The organism is Hyalangium ruber (assembly GCF_034259325.1).
GTDB classification, from domain to species: domain Bacteria; phylum Myxococcota; class Myxococcia; order Myxococcales; family Myxococcaceae; genus Hyalangium_A; species Hyalangium_A rubrum.
The window spans coordinates 70,731-90,088 of sequence record NZ_JAXIVS010000012.1 but is presented as its reverse complement, the minus strand read 5'-3'; the positions used below and the strand labels follow the sequence as shown (position 1 = coordinate 90,088).

The window sequence follows — 19,358 nt, the reverse complement described above, 5'->3', positions numbered from 1 at the left end:
TCCTCCAGGAAGCTCAGATCCAGTGCTTGTGCCTGAACCAGAAGATGAGCGCGATGGGGAACCCGATGATCATCGCCCACATGGCGTAATAGAAGCCCGTACCGGACAGCATGTCGAAGTTCTGTCCGAAGAACCCCACGATGAAGGACAGCGGCAGGAAGATGGTGGCGAAGATGGTGAGCTGCTTGGTGATGTCGTTCGTCTTGTTGGCCACCATGGACAGGTAGCCGTCCATCACGTTGCCCAGCAGATCGCGCCCCGCGTCGATCTGCTCGTACAGCCGGACGAGGTGATCGTACACGTCTCGGAAGTACAGGTTGGTGCGCTCGTTGACATGGGGGATGCCCCGGCGGGCCATCAGCCCCACCACGTCGCGCTGGGGCGAGAGCACGCGCCGCAGCGTTACCAGCATCCGCTTCATCTCGAAGATGCGCTGCAGGTGCTCCTTCTCCGCCTGCTCGAAGATGGCCACCTCCAGGTCCTCGAGCTCGTCGCTGAAGGTGTCCAGGATGGGGAACTGGCGATCGATCAGTGCATCCGCCAACAGGTAGAGGATGAAGTCCGCGCCCCGCTCGAGTGTCGCGCGAGGATCATTCACCACCCGGCGGCGCACCTCGTCGTGCGCGTCGAACGGGAGCTGGTGGACGCTGATCAGCCAGTCCGGTCCGAGGAAGAAGTGGTGCTCGTGTAAGGTCAGGTCGCAGACGTTCTTGCCGGCGGTGAAGCCCTGCAGAACGATGAACTGGTGCTCGGGGTACTCCTCCAGCTTGGGGCGCTGATCCAGGTGGAGGCAGTCCTCGACGGCCAGCTTGTGCAGGGTGAACCGCTCGGCCAGCCGCTGCATGCCCTCCTCGTTGGGGTCCTGCACGTCGATCCACTTGAGCCCGGGGCGTTCAATCAGCTCCTGACCGCCCGAGAGGATGCGACCTTCGTGGAGGACACAGACCTGTATCTGCATGATGCGGGACTCCAGTTCCAGGCTGGAATTGTCGACTGGAGCGCGATTGCTAGAACCAACGGCGAGAGAAGTCGAGGACCCAGCGGCGCCGGACTCGGTCTAGAGTGCGCCCCGTGTCCGCTGAAACCACTCCGGCTCCCCTCGCTCCGAGGCTCGAGCAGATCGTCCAGACGCTTCCCGACCCGGCCTTCGCCGCGCGCCTGAGGAAGGTATACGCCGCCGCCGCTCAGGCCATCACCCGGCTGAGCGACATGGACCTGGTGAAGTACGAAACGGACTCCACCGACACCGGAGCGGACCTGTCGCTCTGGGAGGAGATGGCCCCGGTCATCCGGGACACGGTGATGGACGTCAACACGCTGCTCAACGTCATCCGCGAGCAGTTCCCCGCGCCGCCCGGGGGCATCGCCGACACGGTGAGCCACGCGGCGGAGCAGGGCACGCTCCAGGGCCGGAGCCGGGCTGCGGCCGCGTCGCTGCAGGACGCGATGATGCAGATGGCCCAGAACATCACTCAGCTCGGCGAGGCCATGCGCAACCCCGCCGTGGTGTCGGACCGGTGGACGCTGCTGGCGGAGATCCAGCGCCTGCGGTCCACCTTCCGCGAGCAGATCAGCGACCTGGTCTACACGTCCATCAACGCCTTCGTGGACGTGGCCCGCAAAGAGGTGGTGCCGGGCTACGAGGAAGAGGTGAAGGCGGCGATGACCGTGCGCGCCATCGTGGCGGACCTGGCGCGCATCCTCAGCGCGCGCCTGGTGAAGGTGCGCGAGGCCGAGCCCGCGACCGTGCAGTGGAACGCGCAGCAGCTCCAGGGCGAGCTGGATGTGTTCGGTCGGACGGCCGCCTACCGGGGCCTGCGCGCCCAGGACAAGCGGCACATCATCGAGATGCGCGGCAGGGTGGGGCGGATCGCGACGATGGCCGCCCCGTCGAAGGACGAACTGCTCCAGGTCGTGGAGGAGCTGGACGTCCTGGTGCGCTCGCTGTCCGCGGTGAACCAGCGGCAGGTGCTCGTCATCAATGACCGCGAGGTGTGGGCCGCCTGTGGGGTGCGGTTGGAGCGCGCCCATGGCGTGCTGGCCACGGATGCCACGCTGGCGGCGCGCCTGCTGGCGGATGCCGCCACGATCGCGCAGTCGCTCTATGGGCGCGAGCCGAACATGGACGTCTTCCTGCGCCGGGCGCGCAAGGTGCCCCTGGCCAGTCTCACGGGCCCGGAGCTGCGTGCCACCCTCGAGAACTTCCAGGGCCTGCTGGCCACCCTGGGGGTGACGTGAGGCGGCAGGCGGGGCCTCGGCCGCTCCGAGCAGCGGATCTGTCCCAGGTGCGGAGTGTCTTCACGGACGTGGATGGCACGCTCACCACGGGCCACCGGCTGCGCAGCCAGACGATCCGCGCGATCGAGCGTCTGTCCGAGGCAGGGCTGAAGGTGGTGCTTGTCAGCGGCCGGCCGGCAGGGTGGGGTGAGGCCTGGGCGCGCACGCTCCCGGTGGATGGCGTCATCGTGGAGAACGGAGGGCTCTTCTTCGTCCGGGGGGCCCACGGGGCGCTGCGCCGGGTGTACGCCGAGGCGCCAGCCGAGCGCGCCGCGAACCGCAAGCGCCTGCGTGCGGAGGTCTCCCGGGTCCTCAAGCAGGTGCCAGGGGCCAGATTGTCCTCGGACAGCGTGTACACCGAGGTGGATCTGGCCATCGACTACAACGAGGAGGCGCGGCTGGGCGACGCGGCCGCGGGCCGCATCGAGGCCCTGCTGCACGCGAGGGGCGTGACGGCGGTGCGCTCCTCGGTACACGTCAACTGCTGGCTGGGTCGCTTCGACAAGCTCACCACGTCGCGGCGCTATGCCCGCGAGGCCTGGGGTGAGCGGCTGGCGCCCGAGGACGGCCGCTCCGTCTACGCCGGGGATTCTTTCAACGATGCCCCGATGTTCCAGGCATTTGCCCTCAGTGTGGGCGTGGCCAACGTGCGGGCCGTGCTGGACCGCATCGACGCGCCCCCTGCTTTCGTGACCCGCGCCGCCGAAGGGCGGGGGTTCGAGGAACTGGCCCGCGCCATCCTCGCCCAGCGGGGCCGTTGACCGGCCCCTCAGGAGTGACACCGTGAACGTCGTCAAACTCGAACTGGCCCGTGGACTCGGCCGCCACCTGCGCGCGGGACACCCCTGGGTGTTCCGCAAGGCCCTGGACCAGGTGCCGAGGCTCCCCGCCGGCAGCGTGGTGGACCTCACCGAGAACGGGAAGTTCGTCGCGCGCGGCTACTACGATCCGCACTCGGCCATCGCCGTGCGAGTGCTCACGCGAGATCCCCGCGAGAACATCGACGCGGGCTTCATCACGCGGCGGGTGCGGCAGGCGCTCGCCGAGCGGCGCTCCCTCATCGATCTCACCGACACGGACAGCTTCCGCCTCCTCCATGGAGAGGGGGACGGCCTGCCGGGCGTGGTGGTGGACCTCTACGCGGGCTACGCGGTGCTCAAGCTGTACTCCGCCGGCCTCACACCCTACCGCCACCTCATCGTGGAGGCGCTCAAGGGCGCGCTGCCCGAGCTGAAGGGCATTCTGGGCCGTGACGAGCTGGCGCGGGACGACGTGGAGGAGGACGAGGGGCGCGGCTCCGGGAAGATGCTCTACGGAACTCAAGCGCCGGACCTCATCCCCATCCGCGAGCGCGGGGCCACCTTCCTGGTGGACGCATGGCGCGGACAGAAGACGGGCTTCTTCCTGGATCAGCGGGAGAATCGCTTCCTCATCCGCCGGCTGGCGAAGGACCGGGACGTGCTCAACTGCTTCAGCTTCAGCGGGGGCTTCTCGGTCAACGCGGCGCTGGGCGGTGCCAAGAGCGTCTTCTCGGTGGACCTGGATCCGGACGCCATCGCCCTGGCGCGGGAGAACTTCACGCGCAACGGGCTGCCGGCGGAGAAGCACGACTTCCTGGCTGCGGACGTCTTCAAGATCATCCAGTCCTTCAAGGACGAAGGCCGGACGTTCGATCTGATCATCCTGGACCCGCCCGCCTTCGCCAAGAGCCAGCGGGCGGTGCAGGCGGCGATCGACGGCTACGCCTCGCTCAACCGCCAGGCGCTGGGAATCCTCCGGCCGGGCGGGTTGCTGGCGACGGCCTCATGCTCGGCGCGCGTCAGCCCGGATGACTTCATGGGCGCGGTGCGCGAGGCGGGCTTCAAGGCGGGGGTGGACCTGGCGCTGGTCGAAGAACGTTACCAGCCGCCAGACCATCCCGTGCGCCTGCAGTTCCCCGAGGGCAAGTACCTCAAGTTCTACGTCCTTGCCTCGGTGTAGGGCAGGCGCTCAGCGCTTCTCCAGCTCCTCGGGGTGGAACACCCGCGAAGCCACGCGGTCCAGCACCTCGTGGCCCCACTTGAGGCTGGCCTTCATCAGCTTCTTCATGTCCTTGGCGAAGGCGCGCTCATCCGGGACCTGGGTATAGGTCCGGCTGAGGTACAGGCCACGGTTCTCCGGCTCGTAGTCCACCGTGCCGCCGCCGGAGTCCGTGCCCTCCTTCTCCTCCGCCTTGAAGCCGTCAATCACTCCCGGCTTGGGCGGCTCGTGGAACTTGTACACGAGGGCGCTGCACTCCAGCGCCTTCGTGTCCTCGTGCCACTCGAAGTAGAGCTGGGCCCCGCCCATCGTGATGCCGCCGAAGCCCTCCGCGTTGAGCCCGGGGCTCTGCATCGCGCCCTCGGGCCTCACGAAGGACTGCACCAGCCGCTGCGCCCCCTCGCGCGTCATGGGGGCACCCGCGGGAGTTGCCGGCGACAGGCCGGCCACCCACGACATCAGGAGGCCCGCCAGGCCGTTGCGAGGGGCGGTCGCCATCTTACTTGTTGAAGTTGCCCTGGCGCGCCTGCTCGAACGGCACGCGGTGCTGCAGGTAGATGGACTCGAAGCCGTGCGCCGCGATGGGGTTCAGCTTGAAGTCGTTGAAGTGGTGAACCACCGAGCCCTTGCCGCCGTCCACCAGCGGGTTCCACTTGTCCGAGGCGGGGCCCAGGCCGAAGAGGCCCGGCACCGGATCGCCGCGGTTCACGTAATGCACGTACTGCGGGCCGTCCGGGTAGTGCATGGCGGCGGCGCCGAAGGTCTCCACGTTGAGCTTGCTCATCGCCTGCTGAGCCTGCTCCTTGGACATCCCGTCTTCGATGCGCAGCCGGTTGTACACGTCGTTCAGCGCGCGGCTGGAGATGAGGCCACCCTGGCTGTGCGCCATCAGGTGCACCGAGCGGCCGGCCTTGAGCTCCGTGTAGAGGGTGTCGGCCAGCGTGTCCACGGCCGGGTTGGTGCCCTTGTCCAGCTTGTCCTTCACGCACTGGGCCAGATCCGAGACGAAGCCCTCGGTGGCGTTGTGGATGCCGATCACCTTGGCGCCCGTGGTGTCCGCGATCGCCTGGAGGCTGTTGGACTGGCCCGCCTTGTCGGTCTGGATGCCGTTGACGTACAGCACGGTCGTCGACGGGTTCGGGTTGTTGCGCGGGGTGACGCCGGCGATGTCGGTCAGCGCGGTGCCGGGGGGGTAGGTCTGCCCGCCAGCGCCCAGGAGCTTGCCGTCATGGACGCTATCCGGCTTGTTGCCACCGCCGAACAGGCTCTGGATGCCACGGGCGCCCGCGGCGGCCTTGGTCTCGAAGCCGTCGACGACCTGGTTCAGCTGCCGGCCGCCCGCGGCGGCGACGTCCTTCGTCTTGTCGACGACGTTGCCAACCGCCTGCTGCGTCTTGTCGACGGCCTTCTCGGTGCCGGTGCGCACAGTGTTGAGGAGGTTCCGGCCGCGCTCGATGGGGTTCATGGGGACTCCGTGAATTCGTAAGGGGGGTTACAGCTCTTGTGGGAATTATCGCACCCCGGGTTGAAAAGTTGCGAGACCCCGGATGATGCGGTGCGTCAAGGATGTTTCAGCGCTTGAAGGCGCGCGAGGCGACCCGGTCCAGCACCTCGTTGCTCCAGGTGAGGCTGGCCTTCATCAGCTTCTTCATGTCGTCGACGAAGGCGGGCTGCGCGGGCGCCTGGGTATAGGTGCGGCTGAGGAAGAGCGACTTGTTCTCCGGCTCGAAGTCCAGGGTGCCACCGCCGGTGTCCGTGCCCGCCTTCTGCTCGGCCTGGAAGCCCTCGAGGACGCCGGGCTTGGGGTTTTCGCGGAACTTGTGGATCAGCGCGCTGCACTCCAGCGCCTGCTCCTTGTCGTGCCACTCGAAGTAGAGCTGCGCGTTGCTGACGGACACGCCGCCGAAGCCCTGGGGGTTGAGGCCGACGCTGTTGGGCTCGCCCGCTGCGGCCAGGAACGCCTGTGCCAGGCGCTGCGCTTCATCTCGAGTCATGGGATCTGGATCTCCGGGAAGGGAAGGCCTGGGCAGGCAGCCTAGCAGACCTTTCCGGCCAGAGGCCCTCGTGTCGCGAGAGGCACCGCCGGGCCTCGGGGCCATGCCGTTGGATCACGCCAGGATCATTCTCGGATCAGAAATGGCGTTTTTGCTGAACCGATGTTCAGCGCGTGCGCCACCGTGCCCGTCCGGACACATGCTTGAAAAACGGGCGAGCAGGCTCGAGCGATGGCCTAAGTTGCCGCGATGGTTCTGAAAGGTCAGTTCCTGGAGCGCTCCACGCTCATCCCGGTGGGGCGCGAGGTGATGGAGGGCACGGCGCACCGGGGCGAGAAGAAGCCGCCGCTGCTCGTCATTCCTCCCCGTCCCGAGGAGGGAGGGGGCATGGATCACGTCATCGCGGCGGAGCTGGTCTGGGCAGCGGCCACCGCGGGCTTTCCGACGCTGCGCTTCAACCACCGGGGTGTCGGCGCGAGCCAGGGCAGCCGGGGCACGGGCGAGGCGCTCGTGGAGGATGCCGAGGCCGCCATGCGCGTGCTGCTGGAGAATGCCCAGAGCCCCAGCATCGCGGTGGTCTCGCTCTATGGCGGCGCCCAGGTGGCTCTGGCGCTGCAGGCCCGACACCTGTCGATCGGAGGGGTGTGCCTGGTGGCACCGGCGGACGTGGACCTGACGGCGCTGTCGCGGGTGGATCGCTCCCTGCTCGTGGTGGTGGGCGAGGAGGACCGGCGCCTGCCCCGGGCGGCCCTGTCGGCGGCGGTAGGGGAGGCGTCTCGGGGCGAGCTGGAGCTGGTGGAGGACGCGGGTCCGACGTTCAACCGCAACCTGCCCCAGGTGGGCAAGTTCGTGTCCGGTTGGCTGAGGCGGCTGTCGGGCGAGTGACCGATGCCGCGTAAACCTTCGGACTTCTTAAGAATTCTCAATCTTCCGGAACTTGCCGGCAAGCCTGCCTGTCGAACAGACTGTGGAGCAGACCCAATCGTTTCTCCGTACGTTCGTAGGAGTCTGACGAAGGCGTGCCCCGCTTTTGAAGGAGTACCCCGATGATGCGAAGGACCCTGGCGAACGCGGTACTGGCCCTGGTCGTGGTAGCGACCGCGGCCTGTTCTTCCCGGAGCGAGGAGCCGGCAGCCACCGAGCAGCCGACCGCGACGCTGGACCTCGCCGAGGCGGAGGTGGTGCCCGGCGGCATCGTGGTGGACTTCAAGGACGGCACCAGCAAGGCGGAGTTCGACGCCTGGGAGGCCGAGTGGGGCGTGGACCTCGAGTTCAACTCGGTGGAGAGCTCGGACGACGGCCTGACGGTGGCGGTGGGCGTGGATGACGTGGAGAGCGCGCTGGCGCGCATCCGTCAGAACCCGAGCGTCGAGTCCGCAGAGCCGCTGCTGCAGTTCCGGGCCAGCTACACGCCGAACGATCCGGACTACGCCCGGCAGTGGAACCTGAAGATGATCGACATGCCCAAGGCGTGGGACACCACCAAGGGCAAGGGCGTGGTGGTGGCGGTGCTGGACACGGGCATCGCCTACGAGGATTACGACGACTTCAAGCAGGTGCCGGACCTCAAGGGCGTGAAGTTCGTGAAGGGCTACGACTTCGTGAACGACGACGAGCACGCCAATGATGACCACGGGCACGGCACGCACGTGGCGGGCACCATCGCCCAGGCGACGAACAACGCCGAGGGCGTGGCGGGCGTGGCCTTCGAGGCGACGCTGATGCCGGTGAAGGTGCTCAACCACTTCGGCAGCGGCACCTCGGCGGACATCGTGGACGCCATCCGCTTCGCGGCGGACAAGGGCGCCAAGGTCATCAACATGTCGCTGGGCGGTGGTGGCCACTCGGCGGCCATGGCCTCGGCGGTGGAGTACGCGCGCAAGAAGGGCGTCACCGTGGTGGCCGCGGCGGGCAACGCGGGCCGCGCTCGCGTCGAGTACCCGGCGGCCTACCCGGGCGCGGTGGCGGTGGCGGCGGTGGGCCCCAGTGGCACGCGCGCGCCGTACTCCTCCTATGGCAAGGAGCTGGATATCGCGGCGCCGGGCGGTGACAAGCGCCAGGGCGACCAGGGCGGCATCCTCCAGAACACCATTGATCCTCGCAACCCGGCGCGCTCCGTGTACGCCGCCTTCCAGGGCACGAGCATGGCCACCCCGCACGTGGCGGCCGTGGCGGCGCTCCTGTACGCCTCGGGCGCCAGTGGCCCGGACGAGGTGGAGCAGGCGCTGTACGCCGGCGCCAAGCGGGTGAACGAGCAGGATCGGACCGATGAGTACGGCCACGGGCTGCTCAACGCCCAGGCCTCGCTGGAGGCGCTCGGCGCCGGTGGCGGCGCGCAGTGGCCGTCGCTCTGGTGGGCGCTGGGCCTGCTGGCCGTGCTGCTGCTGACCCTGCGCAAGGGCGAGCGGCCGGGCTACCTCAACATGCTCTTCACCCCGAGCTTCCTGGTGCCGCTGGTGCTGGCCACCGTGGGCGTGTTCTTCGCGCGCTCGCTGTTCGGTGGGGCCGACGGCGCGGCCGGGGACGTGGTGAACGCGGTGTCGCTGCCCATCCCCGACTGGCAGAAGATCATCTTCGGTCGCGGCAAGGTGGCCAACCCGCTCTTCTACAGCGCGATCATCCCGCTGGTGCTCTCGGTGTTCGCCATCCGGTTCCGCGCGATCCGCCCGGCGCTGGGCGGTCTGGCGCTCGGCTTCGCGGGCTTCCTGGCCTACGGGGCGTGGGCCAAGGCGCCGGCGCTGGCGTACATGCCCTTCACCTTCCTGGCGATGCCGTGGCTCGTGGTGAACGCGATCGTCTGCCTCTTCATCGCCCGCGCCATGCTCAAGAAGGAGACGGTATGAAGCTGACCGGCAAGGTCGTCTACCGAGACCTCGAGGGCGGCGTCTGGGTGCTGGAGGGTGATGACGGCCGCACCTACCAGCTCGCCGGCGGCGATCGGAAGATCAAGCAGGACGGTCAGCGCATCGAGATCGATGGGCAGGTGGACAACGACGCGATGACCATCCACATGGTGGGCCCGGTCCTCAACGTGTCCACCTACCGCTTCATCTAGCGCTTCAGGCGAAGCGGACCGCGTAGATGGGGGGCAGGTGCGCGGACACGTGCCCCCAGGAGTCCCCGCCGTTCTCGGACGTCCACAGCGAGCCGGTCGTGCTTCCGAACGCGAGCCGCTCGCCCGTGGCGTCCACGTCGAGCGCGTGCCGGAGGGTGAGATCGTAGGCATGCTCCTGCGGCAGTCCCTCGCGCAGCGCCTCCCAGCTCTTGCCCCCGTCACGCGTGCGTGAGACGACGACGCGACCATCGACGGGGATGCGCTGCTCGTCCTTGATCGCCGGAACGCGCCAGGCGATGTCCGGGTTGCTCGGATGGGCCGCGATGGCGAAGCCGAACACGCTCGGCGTGCTCTCGGGGATGTTCACCCAGTTGGCCCCCGCGTCATCCGAGCGGAAGACGCCGTTGTGGTGCTGCACCCACAGGCGGTCGGGGTGCGCGGCGCAGCGCGAGAGGATGTGAGGGTCCTGGATGGAGGGATCTCCCCGCCGCTCCGGGGGCATGTACTCGGCGAACATGCCCTCGCACGAGGCCTCCCAGCGCTCGCCCCCGTCGCGCGTGCGCCAGACGCCACCGCACGAGACGGCGACGAGGAGATCGTTGGGGTTCTTCGGGTGGGCGCTGATGGAGTGGATGCCCGGCGCATCCGTCCCGCCGCCAAACCACTGCTTGCGCATCGGGTGATCCCACAGGCCACGCACCAGCTCCCAGGACTGGCCACGATCTCGTGAGCGGAAGAGGCCTCCGCCGATCGTGCCGCACCAGAGGGTGCCGTCCACCACCTGGAGCGCCCAGATCTGCTCGACCCGCCAGGGCCAGGGCTTGCCGTCGGGGAGCGTCTCGTCGAGCCCTTCCGGCTTCTTCGGAAACGCGGGCGCGGGCAGCTCCTCCCAGCTCTGTCCACCATCCGAGGAGGCGCGCAGCTTCACTCCGAAGTGGCCCAGCCCCAGCGCGGCGTACAGCCGACCCTCCGCGGGGTCCTTGGCGACCAGCGACACCGAGTCACCCAGGAAAGAGGTGCGAGCGATCTGCCAGCGGCCGCTGGTGCGACGCAGCTCGAACAGGCCCTTGCGCGTGGCGACGAAGATTCGATCCGACATGGTGACTTACCCCCCGGAGAGTGCCTGCATGACGTAGAGCTCCGCGTCCTCGCGGATGGGCTCCTGCTGGCCCGCGCGGTCGCGAAGCTGACTGCCGTTGACGAAGATGACGACGTGCTGGCGCAACGCGCCTTGTTCATCCAGCACATAGCTGCGCACCGGAGGGTGGCGGGCGAAGTACTGCTCGAGGGCCTCTCGCACGGTGGCTCCGCCCACCGACTCCGGAGGGCAGGGGACATGTCGCTGGAAGCTCGAGGGGAACGAGACGCGTGGCACGGCGGCGCAACCTAGCACGTCGGATTGCGCCGTCGAATCAGCGGGTGTTCTTCGGGTGTGCCTGGGCCTGACGGAGGAGTTCTTCCTCGTAGACCTTGATGGGGACACGCCCGCCTCGGACCTCCTGGCGGAGTCGCTTCAGCTGGGCGCGCTCGGCATGGAGCGCGTCCGGCGCGTCCTTCGGCAGCCTGGGCAGTCGGTGCTGGATGTCGAGGTAGCTCAGGCGGATGCCGCGCGAGTCCACGAGCACCAGGGCCCCGACCGACAGCGTGGCCGTCACCACCCAGGGCAGCACACTGCGCGCCAGGGGAGGGGGAGATACGGCCACGGTCTCGGGTTCCCGACGCGTCCCCCACAGCGAGGGGAACCGGCGCCCCAGTGCGATCAGGCCTCCCATGGCCAGCACCCCCACGCTCATCAGCCCCAAGATGGCCTGCAGTGGGGGCCGCTCCTCGGCGGCCTCGGCTCCCGCCTCCCGGAAGAGGAGGAACAGCATGGAGGACACCACGTTGTTGGCCGAGTGGGCGAGGATGCTCGGCCACAGCGAGCCGGTGTAGAGCCGCAGCGCGCCGAACAGCACGCCCAGCTCCACCCGCGCCAGGAAGCCCACCGGATCCAGGTGGAACGCGCTGAACACCACGGCCGTTACCAGCACGGCGGCGGGCCGCGAGAGCGTGGTGGCCAGCAGGCCCTTCTGGAAGACGCCCCGGAAGAAGAACTCCTCGCAGAACGGCGCGGCCAGGGAGACGCCAGCGATGAGCAGGCCCAGCTCCAGCGAGCTCTGGCCCTCGAAGATCCGGCTCACGTCGAACATCTCGCGAAGCCACGGCGGCGCCACCGACTGCGCCGCGTACTGGATGGGCACCACGAAGGCGAAGAAGTTGGCCACTCCCAGCCCGAAGCCCAGGGCCGCCGCGCTGGGCTGAGGGGCATGCAATCCCGTGTAGCTCCAGGGCTCGTAGGCAGTGGCGCGCAGCAGCACCCAGCACACGCCCACGAAGATGAAGATCTCCGTGAACCACAGGCCGAAGGCCGCGTTGAGCACCTGGCTCATTCCCCCGAGCGTCAGGAACAGCGCGAGCACGGTCGGGCCGCAGACCATCGCCACCAGCAGCGGGCTCCACAGTGGCGTGAGGGGCGGGCGAGGGGTGGAATCTTCCACCGGGATCTCCTGACTCAGAAAAGGCGTGCGAAAACCGATAAACCTTGGAGCGGACGTCCTTATAATGCCGCCACCTTGACGTTCTTCCTGGATCGAATTCAGCGGAGCATGAGGAAAGCCGTCCAGGCTTCGAGTCTGGTGCTGGCGCTGCTGGCGGCGGAGACGGCCTCGGCAGCGGCATTTCAGATCGAGGCACGCACGGAGGCACAGGCGTACCAGATCCGCTCATGGCGTGGGAGCACACCGGATGACGTGGTGTTGCTGCCGCGGCGGCGGATCGTCCAGTACCTGGGCCTCAACGCCTTCGAGCTGGTCACCGGGCAGGATCTGGGCTTCGAGTCCAACCTGCGCGTCTTCGCGGACCTGGGGCTGCCGCGTGGCGAGGCCGAGAAGGTAGACGGGTTGCGCACCGAGGACGCGCACCTGCTCCACGCTTTCGCGCGCTACGGCAGCGGCGGCTTCGAGGGCCGACTGGGGCGCCAGCTCTACGTCGACTCGATGGACATCCTGGCCTTCGACGGGCTGCGGCTGCGCTACAAGACGCGGTTCGGCGTGGGCGCGGAGCTCTACGGCGGGCTGTGGGTCCGGGGTGCGGGCTTTCTGACCTCCTCGGTCTACCAGCCGGAAGGGACTCGCGAGAGCGACGCGCGCCGGCTGGAGCTGGGCGTGGTGGGCGCGGACGAGAACCTGGATGCCCTGGCGCCCATGTACGGGGCGAAGGTGTTCCTCGAGGACTTCAAGGGCATCAGCGCCTCGCTCGGCTACCGCAAGGCGATGGTGGGCGGGAAGACGGACCTGGAGCGCGCGGGGCTGGAGCTGCGCTACGGGCGCGGGCTGGGCGTGACGGCGCTGGCGGGGCTCGACTTCGACATGCTGCAGATGACGCCGGCGCAGGTGCGCGCGCAGGTGCGCTACGACCAGACGCAGTTCGCCGTGAGCGCCGAGGCGCTGCGCTTCACCCCGGTCTTCTCCTCGGACTCCATCTGGTACTACTTCGCCTTCGCCCCTCGGGACGAGGCGCGCGTGCGCGTGGACTTCTACCCGGTGGGCCCGCTGCGCTACTACGTGCAGGGTCTGGCCAGCCTGTACCACACCAACCTCAACGAGAACCTGGGCATCGCCGACCAGGTGGACGGGGAGGGGGCTCCCTCCTCCGCGAACGTGGGTGGTGCGGTGGGCGCGGCGCTGCGGTGGGGCGCTTTTCGCTCGGCGCTGGATGTGACGTACCGCGGCGGCTTCGGGGGCAATCAGCTCTGGGCGGACCTCACCGGCGGCTTCAGCTTCGACCGGGGGCGCTTCGATCTGGACGGGCGGCTGTCGGTGGCCCGCGTCGATGACGCCTTCAACCCGCAGCTCAAGGGCAACTTCTTCGGGGCGCAGCTCTGGGCCAGCCGGGCCCTGAGCCAGTCGACTCGCCTGTCCCTGGTGCTCGAGCAGAACTTCAACCCGTTCACCCGCTCGGATACCAAGGCCTTCTTCCTCTTCGATCTCAAGGCGAACCTCTAGATGGACCGCCCGTACCGTAAAGCACTGGGTGTCCTCACCCTCTCCCTCGTCGTCGCGGGAGTGGCCTGGGCGGCCACCGGCCGTGAGCGCAGCCTCGCCATCTACCCGGCGCAGAACATCCCCCTGCGCTTCGACCACGCGCAGCACCTGGAGGCCGGGGCCGACTGCGCCACCTGCCACGACTCCACCCGCACGAGCGTGTCTCCCAAGGATCGCAACCTCCCCGGCCACGAGGAGTGCGAGACCTGCCACGACATCGCCGCCGCCCAGAAGGGGCAGAAGACGGACCCGCCGTCTGGCTGCGCCTCGTGTCACCCGGGCTTCGACGCCACCGTGCGCAAGGAGCCGGCGAAGCTGGACCTGCCTCCCGCCAACATCGAGTTCAGCCACAAGCTCCACCTGGACAAGAAGGTGGAGTGCGTCGCCTGCCATGGGGACATGACGAAGGTGACGCTGGCCACGCGGCAGCAGCTGCCCAAGATGGCCACCTGCTTCGAGTGCCATGACGGCAAGGTGGTCACCAACGAGTGCAAGGCGTGCCACCTGAAGCAGCCCTCGGGGCGGCTCCAGCTCACCTTCAGCTCCGGCATCCTCCGGCCCATGCAGGGCAACCCGCTGGGCATGGACCACGGCCCGCGCTTCGAGTTCAACCACGGCACCCGCGCAGCGGTGGCTCGGCAGACGTGCATGGAGTGCCACTCGGACTCCTACTGCCAGCAGTGCCACGACTCGCTCCAGAAGCCGCTGTCGGTACACCCCAACGACTTCATCACCCTGCACCCGCTGCAGGCGCGCACGGACGCCACGCGCTGCGAGAGCTGCCACCGCGCCCAGTCCTTCTGTGCCGCCTGCCACGAGCGCGTGGGCGTGGGCATGGACGCGGACTCCTCGCTGCGCCCGCGCAACGCCAAGGTGCATCCGGACTACAACACCTGGGTAGAGGTCATCGGCCCGCAGCACCACGGCATCGCCGCCTCGCGGGACCTCCGCCAGTGCGTCGCCTGCCACCGCGAGGAGTCCTGCATGAGCTGCCACTCGGAGTTGTCCGAGCGCCGGCAGATCAACCCGCACCCGAGCGGCTTCCGGGATGCGTGCCAGAAGCTCGCGGCGGCCAACGATCGCGCGTGCCTCAAGTGCCACTCGGACAACAGCCTCCGCCAGAAGGGGTGCCGCTGATGCGCCGCCTGCTGATTGCCTCGTGTGCCGCGATGGGCCTCACCGGCTGCCTGGAGCCGGGGGATCCGCTGCTGGCCGTGCGTGACACGGACCCTCCGGAGCTGCAGTCCACCGTGCCGGCGGCCAACGCCGAGGTCGCGAAGGACGGCACCCTGAGCGTCACCTTCTCGGAGCTGATGGACGAGCGCACGCTGCGCCCAGGCATCGCCGTGTTCTCGGGGCAGACGGAGGTGGCCCTGCGAATCACCGTGCCGCCCCTGTCGGGCATCGACGAGGACACCGAGCGAGGGGATCTCCCCTACACCGTGATGGTGGGAGCGGCCTCGGGGGCCTTCGCCTCGAATACCTCCTATACGCTGGTGCTGCGCACGAGCCTCACGGACTACGAGGGGAACGCGCTCGTGGAAGAGGTGCGCGTCCCGTTCCGCTCCAGCTTCTGAGGGGCCGGCCGGAGGACTACGCGCTGCGCAGGTAGAGGCGGATCTCGTCGGCGAGCTGCGCGCGGGCCAGCGGCTCGGAGGCGGCGGGGCCCAGCTTCAGCTTCTTGTCCTCCTCGACGAGGTACTTCTGGTCGAGCAGGTAGGCCACGGCGTTCTCCAGCGTCGTCTTGGCCAGGGACTCGGCGGCGCCGATGCGGCCTGCGTGGAACTCGGCGCGGCCGGTCTCCATGGCGAGCTTCACGAAGGTCTTCCGGTCCGTGGCGGTGCCCTCGGCCACGTCACCGAGCGTCATCGCGGCCAGCAGGTACGCCTCGAGGTAGTCGCGCATCAGGTCCGCGAGGAACTCCAGGGACGGGCGCGCGTGCGGCTCGGGAGCCACCTGCAGGGTGTCGTCCGAGCGCAGCACCAGGCCCATGCGCACCAGGGCCTCCACCGTCTCGGCGAAGATGGTGTCGAAGGTGAGGCCCACCCGGTAGATGAACTCCACCTTGAAGAGGCGCGAGAGGAACAGGGCGCGCGCCTTCACGCCCTCGTAGGGCCCGGCGCCCGCCAGCAGCGCGTTGGCCACGAGGCTGCGCGGCGTCACCAGGTTCATCAGGGTGTTCTTGTAGAAGGACAGCTCCGCGCGGCGCTCGTCCTCGGGCTGGTAGATGAACTCGCCGCGCGCCTGCTGGGTGCGGATCATCCCATCGGCCCGGAACGTCTGGAGCGCGTCGCGGATGGCGCCCAGCGTCTCCGGATCGCTGGGGGCGTTCTCCAGCGTCTTGGACAGCGGGGTGCGCTCCTCCTCGGCGATGCGGCGCAGCAGGGTGATGCGGTCGCCCAGCTCCCGTTGGGTGATACCCCGGCGACGGTGGGCCAGCAGGGCGGCGCTCACCAGCGCGTGCGGCGTCACCGTGGACACCTTGCTGATGCCGTACATCACCCGGTTGCCGAGCGCGCGCACCAGGCCCTTCTTCTGCTCGTCCGTCACCGGCTCGCCGGGCGTGAGCCCGCGGCTCTTCATCAGATCCACCAGCGACAGCGGCTCGTCGAAGGTGAGGTGGATGCGGCCGTAGCGCGCCGTGAGCACCTTGGGCGTGCTGAGCAGTGCCTTGATGTCCTCGGGCTTCTTTTCTCCGCCGGCCAGCTCCTTCGAGTAGCTGCCGGACTCCACCACCTTCTCGTAGTCGATGGAGACGGGCACGAAGATGAGATCGTTCCGGGCGCCCTCCAGCACGGCCTCGACCTGCCAGGTGAACATGCCCAGCTTGGGAGGCAGGAGCTTGCCCGTGCGCGAGCGGCCACCCTCGGGGAAGAACTCCTGGTGTACGCCGTCGAGGACCAGCTTGCGGACATAGGCCTGGAACGACTCGGCGTAGATGGGGTCACCCTTGAAGGAGCGTCGCAGGAAGAACGCGCCGCAGCGTCGCAGGAAGGGCCCCAGCGGGAAGAAGGAGAGGTTGGCGCCCGCGGCCACCAGCGGCACCGCGTAGCCCCGGTTCCAGAGCACCCAGCTCATCACCAGATAGTCCACGTGGCTCTTGTGCGAGGGGCACAGGACGATGGGCGCACGCCCGGCCATCTTGAGGGCGCGGTGGAGCCCTGCCTCATCCACTTCGATGCCGTCGTAGATGCGCTGGAACACCCAGTCGAGCAGGGGAGAGGCGAAGGCGAGCGTGGTGGGGCTGGGGCGCGCGGCGATGGCGGCCAGGTTGCGCCGCGCCTCGCGGTAGACGCTCTCCGGGCGGCGGCCCACGGTGGCGGCGTGGGCATCCAGGGCCCTGCGCAGCTGCCGGTCCCGCATCGTCTCGTCCATGAGCCGATCGGGCGGCTTGCTGGGCGGGCCGAAGACGGCGCGCGTCTCCCGGGCGAGGTGGTGGTGCAGGATGCTGCGCACCTTGCGGGCGATCACCTCGTCGGAGTCCTGGGGGTTGTCCTCGATGAAGCGCCGCAGATCGATCGGCTCGCCCACGCGGAACTGGGCGCGGCGGTAGTTGCGGAAGAAGGCCACCATGGAGTGCAGGAAGCCCGGGGCCTCGGGGCTGCCGAAGATGATGTCCATGATGCCGGGCTTGATGCGCGCGGTGCGCTTCTCCCAGACGAACAGCTCGGGCACGAGGAAGACGTTGCGGTCCCCCTTGCGCGCCATGTTGACGAGGGCGGGGAAGGGGTTCTCCTCGATGTCCTTGCCCGAGGCGCTCATCAGCGCCGTCTTCTTCAGGAAGATGAGGCCGCTGCCGCCATGGCGCCGGGCGTAGGTGAAGCGCACGTCGAAGTCGCCGCGTTGGGCCGTCTTCCGGAAGGGGCGGGTGAACCAGGGCCGCAGGTTCACCACGGCGCGGACGGGAGGCAGGGCCCGGCGCACCATGGCCCAGGCCAGGTAGAGGAAGTTGATCCACGCGGTGGAGCGCATGACGTGGACCACGAAGCCCTGGTCATGGAGCGTGCGCAGCTCGCCCTCGGCCTCCGGCGGGAAGTGAACCCCGTCGAAGTAGCGGGCCCCCAGCATCCGGGAGACCGGTCCGAACTCTTCCTTCAGCAAGGCCGCCTCCTGCTCCTGGTTCGAAGTCCGAGCCACGGCACTCTCCATGGGGAGCTCCTCCCGAGGGGGCTAGCTACATGTTCTCCGGCGTCGGGATACCCAGCAGCGTCAGCCCGGAGGCCAGCGTCACGCGGGTGGCATCCGTCAGCGCCAGTCGGGCGGCGCGCAGCGCGTCGTTGCCCTCCACGAGGATGCGCTTGTCGCGCTCCTGGTTGCCGGCGGTGAAGTAGCGGTTGTAGGCGGCGGCCAGGTCCAGCATCAGACGCGCCACCAGGCTCGGCTCGTACTGCTCGGCGGCCTCGCGTACCACCACGGGCAGGCGGGCCAGGACGCGCAGCAGGGCCTGCTCCTCGGGCAGCGTCAGCAGCGCCCCGTCGAAGCTGGCCGGCGCGCCACCGCCCTTGCGAATCACGTTGCAGGTGCGCGCGTGCGCGTACTGGACGTAGGGGCCGGTGTGGCCCTCGAAGCTGACCACCTCCTCCCAGTCGAAGGCGTAGTCGCTGGTGCGGTTGTGCCGCAGGTCGCCGAAGACGATGGAGCCCAGGCCGATCTGCTCGGAGAGCTCCTCCGGGTTGTCCGTCTGGATGCGGCCCTTCTCGATGTTCTCCTGGACCTTCTTCCGGGCCAGCTCCTTGGCCTGATCCAGCACGTCGTCGAGCAGCACCACCTCGCCCCTGCGGGTGCTCATGCCCTGCACGCGGCCGAAGTAGGTATGGACCAGCCGGTCCGCCCACGGCTTGCCCATCTTCTGAAGGACCAGGAAGAACTGCTTGAAGTGCAGTTGCTGATCCTTGGCGACGACGTAGAGGGCCTTGTCGAACTGGAAGCGCTCGTACCGGTCCGTGGCAGCGGCCAGATCGCGCGTGGCGTACAGCGTGCTGCCGTCGTTCTTCTTGAGCATGACGGGCGGCTCGCCCTCGGCGTAGGGCAGATCCACCACGAGCGCGCCCTTCGACTCCTTGACGCCCACCTTCTGGGAGATCTCCTCGATGACGGGCTCCATCTTCCCCTGGTAGCGGCTCTCGCCCTCGATGTGCTCGAAGCGGATGCCCAGGCGCGAGTAGATGCGCTCGAAGTCGCGGATGGAGGTTTCGCGGAACTGCTGCCACAAGGACAGGGCCTCGGCGTCATTGGCCTCCATGCGGCGGAAGAACTCACGGGCCCGCTCGTCGAAGGCCGGCTCGGCCTCGGCGCGCTTGTTGGCCTTCACGTACACCTCGATGAGGTGCCCTACCTCCTCCTTGCGAGCCGGATCGCCGTACTCCTGGAAGCCCACCGCCACCAGGCCGAACTGCTTGCCCCAGTCGCCCAGGTAGTTGATGCCCTCCACCTTCCAGCCGAGCGCCCGGTACAGGTTGGCCAGGCAGTGGCCGATGACGGTGGAGCGGATGTGGTGGAAGGCGATGGGCTTGGCGATGTTGGGCGACGAGTAGTCGAGCACCACCGTCTTGCCCTTGCCGTCGTCTCCATGGCCGTAGGCGGGGCCCTCCTTGCGGGCCGTGTCGATGACCTCGGAGGAGAAGGGCTGGGTGGCGAAGCGCGCGTTGACGTAGGGGCCAGTGGCCGCCACCTCGAGCCCCGGCACCTTCACGGCGGAGGCGAGGGAGGAGGCGATGGCGGGGGGCGCCTTCTTCTGCGCCTTGGCCAGCGGGAAGGTGACGAAGCTCAGGTCCCCGTGCGCGGGATCCGCCGGCTTGATCTGCGGCTCGATCTCGGAAGCGGGGACGCCGAGGGCTTGGGCAAGCGCCTCGGCGAACGCGGTGCGATAGCGGGAAAGGACGGAAGTGCTCATGGGCCGCGCGGATACTAGCGGAGGTGGGAGGCTTTCCA

At 68.6% G+C, this 19,358-nt stretch carries 18 protein-coding genes; 9 read left to right on the top strand and 9 right to left on the bottom strand.

Translation table 11 applies throughout. The annotated features are described in order from the left end of the window. Positions 1-13: 13 nt before the first annotated feature. Positions 14-958: a magnesium/cobalt transporter CorA gene (gene corA, locus SYV04_RS30210; protein ID WP_321549424.1), complete on the bottom strand. Its 945-nt coding sequence runs from the start codon at positions 956-958 to the stop codon at positions 14-16. Positions 959-1,062: 104 nt separating this feature from the next. Here corA and SYV04_RS30205 point away from each other — a divergent pair, with 104 nt between their 5' ends. Genes SYV04_RS30205 through SYV04_RS30195 form a run of 3 tightly spaced genes read left to right on the top strand, consistent with a single transcriptional unit; the run spans position 1,063 to position 4,257 of the window. Then, the gene (locus SYV04_RS30205; RefSeq protein ID WP_321549423.1) at positions 1,063-2,238 is read left to right on the top strand and encodes a hypothetical protein; all 1,176 of its coding nucleotides are present in this window, start codon (positions 1,063-1,065) and stop codon (positions 2,236-2,238) included. Next, complete coding sequence (locus SYV04_RS30200; protein ID WP_321549422.1) at positions 2,235-3,038, top strand: HAD-IIB family hydrolase; 804 nt, start codon at positions 2,235-2,237, stop codon at positions 3,036-3,038. The genes SYV04_RS30205 and SYV04_RS30200 overlap by 4 nt, the downstream gene beginning before the upstream one ends. A gap of 22 nt (positions 3,039-3,060) precedes the next feature. Then, positions 3,061-4,257 carry a class I SAM-dependent rRNA methyltransferase gene (locus SYV04_RS30195; protein WP_321549421.1) on the top strand — a complete coding sequence of 399 codons (1,197 nt, stop codon included), beginning with the start codon at positions 3,061-3,063 and terminating at the stop codon, positions 4,255-4,257. Positions 4,258-4,266: 9 nt separating this feature from the next. On the opposite strand, the gene SYV04_RS30190 is transcribed toward SYV04_RS30195, so the two are convergent. From SYV04_RS30190 to SYV04_RS30180, 3 genes are all read right to left on the bottom strand, one after another. Continuing rightward, the gene (locus SYV04_RS30190) at positions 4,267-4,794 is read right to left on the bottom strand and encodes a hypothetical protein (RefSeq protein ID WP_321549420.1); all 528 of its coding nucleotides are present in this window, start codon (positions 4,792-4,794) and stop codon (positions 4,267-4,269) included. A 1-nt stretch (position 4,795) separates the two neighbouring features. Further along, positions 4,796-5,761 (bottom strand): hypothetical protein, encoded by a 966-nt coding sequence (locus SYV04_RS30185; RefSeq protein ID WP_321549419.1) that lies wholly within the window; start codon positions 5,759-5,761, stop codon positions 4,796-4,798. Between the two features lie 106 nt (positions 5,762-5,867). Continuing rightward, entirely contained in the window at positions 5,868-6,290 is a 423-nt protein-coding gene (locus tag SYV04_RS30180; RefSeq protein ID WP_321549418.1) for a type III secretion system chaperone, read from the bottom strand. A 249-nt stretch (positions 6,291-6,539) separates the two neighbouring features. Between SYV04_RS30180 and SYV04_RS30175 the strand changes: the two genes are divergently transcribed. The 3 genes from SYV04_RS30175 (at position 6,540) to SYV04_RS30165 (ending at position 9,345) form a co-directional block, all read left to right on the top strand. Continuing rightward, positions 6,540-7,175, top strand: coding sequence for an alpha/beta hydrolase (locus SYV04_RS30175; RefSeq protein ID WP_321549417.1), 636 nt, complete (start codon positions 6,540-6,542; stop codon positions 7,173-7,175). A gap of 161 nt (positions 7,176-7,336) precedes the next feature. Further along, the gene (locus tag SYV04_RS30170) at positions 7,337-9,133 is read left to right on the top strand and encodes a S8 family serine peptidase (protein ID WP_321549416.1); all 1,797 of its coding nucleotides are present in this window, start codon (positions 7,337-7,339) and stop codon (positions 9,131-9,133) included. Further along, positions 9,130-9,345, top strand: a complete 216-nt coding sequence (locus tag SYV04_RS30165; RefSeq protein WP_321549415.1) for a DUF5818 domain-containing protein — start codon at positions 9,130-9,132, stop codon at positions 9,343-9,345. The genes SYV04_RS30170 and SYV04_RS30165 overlap by 4 nt, the downstream gene beginning before the upstream one ends. A gap of 4 nt (positions 9,346-9,349) precedes the next feature. Here the strand turns inward: SYV04_RS30165 and SYV04_RS30160 are convergent, their stop codons facing one another. The 3 genes from SYV04_RS30160 to SYV04_RS30150 are packed head-to-tail and all read right to left on the bottom strand — an operon-like array spanning position 9,350 to position 11,882. Next, entirely contained in the window at positions 9,350-10,444 is a 1,095-nt protein-coding gene (locus SYV04_RS30160; protein WP_321549414.1) for a WD40/YVTN/BNR-like repeat-containing protein, read from the bottom strand. A 6-nt stretch (positions 10,445-10,450) separates the two neighbouring features. Next, positions 10,451-10,720 (bottom strand): MoaD/ThiS family protein, encoded by a 270-nt coding sequence (locus SYV04_RS30155; RefSeq protein ID WP_321549413.1) that lies wholly within the window; start codon positions 10,718-10,720, stop codon positions 10,451-10,453. Positions 10,721-10,757: 37 nt separating this feature from the next. After that, a complete protein-coding gene (locus tag SYV04_RS30150; RefSeq protein WP_422723983.1) occupies positions 10,758-11,882 on the bottom strand; it encodes a CPBP family glutamic-type intramembrane protease in 1,125 nt (374 codons plus the stop codon). A gap of 108 nt (positions 11,883-11,990) precedes the next feature. On the opposite strand from SYV04_RS30150, the gene SYV04_RS30145 reads away from it, so the two are divergent. Genes SYV04_RS30145 through SYV04_RS30135 form a run of 3 tightly spaced genes read left to right on the top strand, consistent with a single transcriptional unit; the run spans position 11,991 to position 15,004 of the window. Then, positions 11,991-13,388, top strand: a complete 1,398-nt coding sequence (locus tag SYV04_RS30145; RefSeq protein ID WP_321549412.1) for a hypothetical protein — start codon at positions 11,991-11,993, stop codon at positions 13,386-13,388. Beyond that, positions 13,389-14,564: a cytochrome c3 family protein gene (locus SYV04_RS30140; protein WP_321549411.1), complete on the top strand. Its 1,176-nt coding sequence runs from the start codon at positions 13,389-13,391 to the stop codon at positions 14,562-14,564. Next, positions 14,564-15,004, top strand: coding sequence for an Ig-like domain-containing domain (locus SYV04_RS30135; protein WP_321549410.1), 441 nt, complete (start codon positions 14,564-14,566; stop codon positions 15,002-15,004). Before SYV04_RS30140 ends, SYV04_RS30135 begins: the two co-directional genes overlap by 1 nt. Before the next feature lie 16 nt (positions 15,005-15,020). Here the strand turns inward: SYV04_RS30135 and SYV04_RS30130 are convergent, their stop codons facing one another. Continuing rightward, positions 15,021-17,495 (bottom strand): 1-acyl-sn-glycerol-3-phosphate acyltransferase, encoded by a 2,475-nt coding sequence (locus SYV04_RS30130; RefSeq protein ID WP_422723989.1) that lies wholly within the window; start codon positions 17,493-17,495, stop codon positions 15,021-15,023. Between the two features lie 106 nt (positions 17,496-17,601). Beyond that, positions 17,602-19,320 (bottom strand): arginine--tRNA ligase, encoded by a 1,719-nt coding sequence (gene argS / locus SYV04_RS30125; RefSeq protein ID WP_321549408.1) that lies wholly within the window; start codon positions 19,318-19,320, stop codon positions 17,602-17,604. Positions 19,321-19,358: the final 38 nt, after the last annotated feature.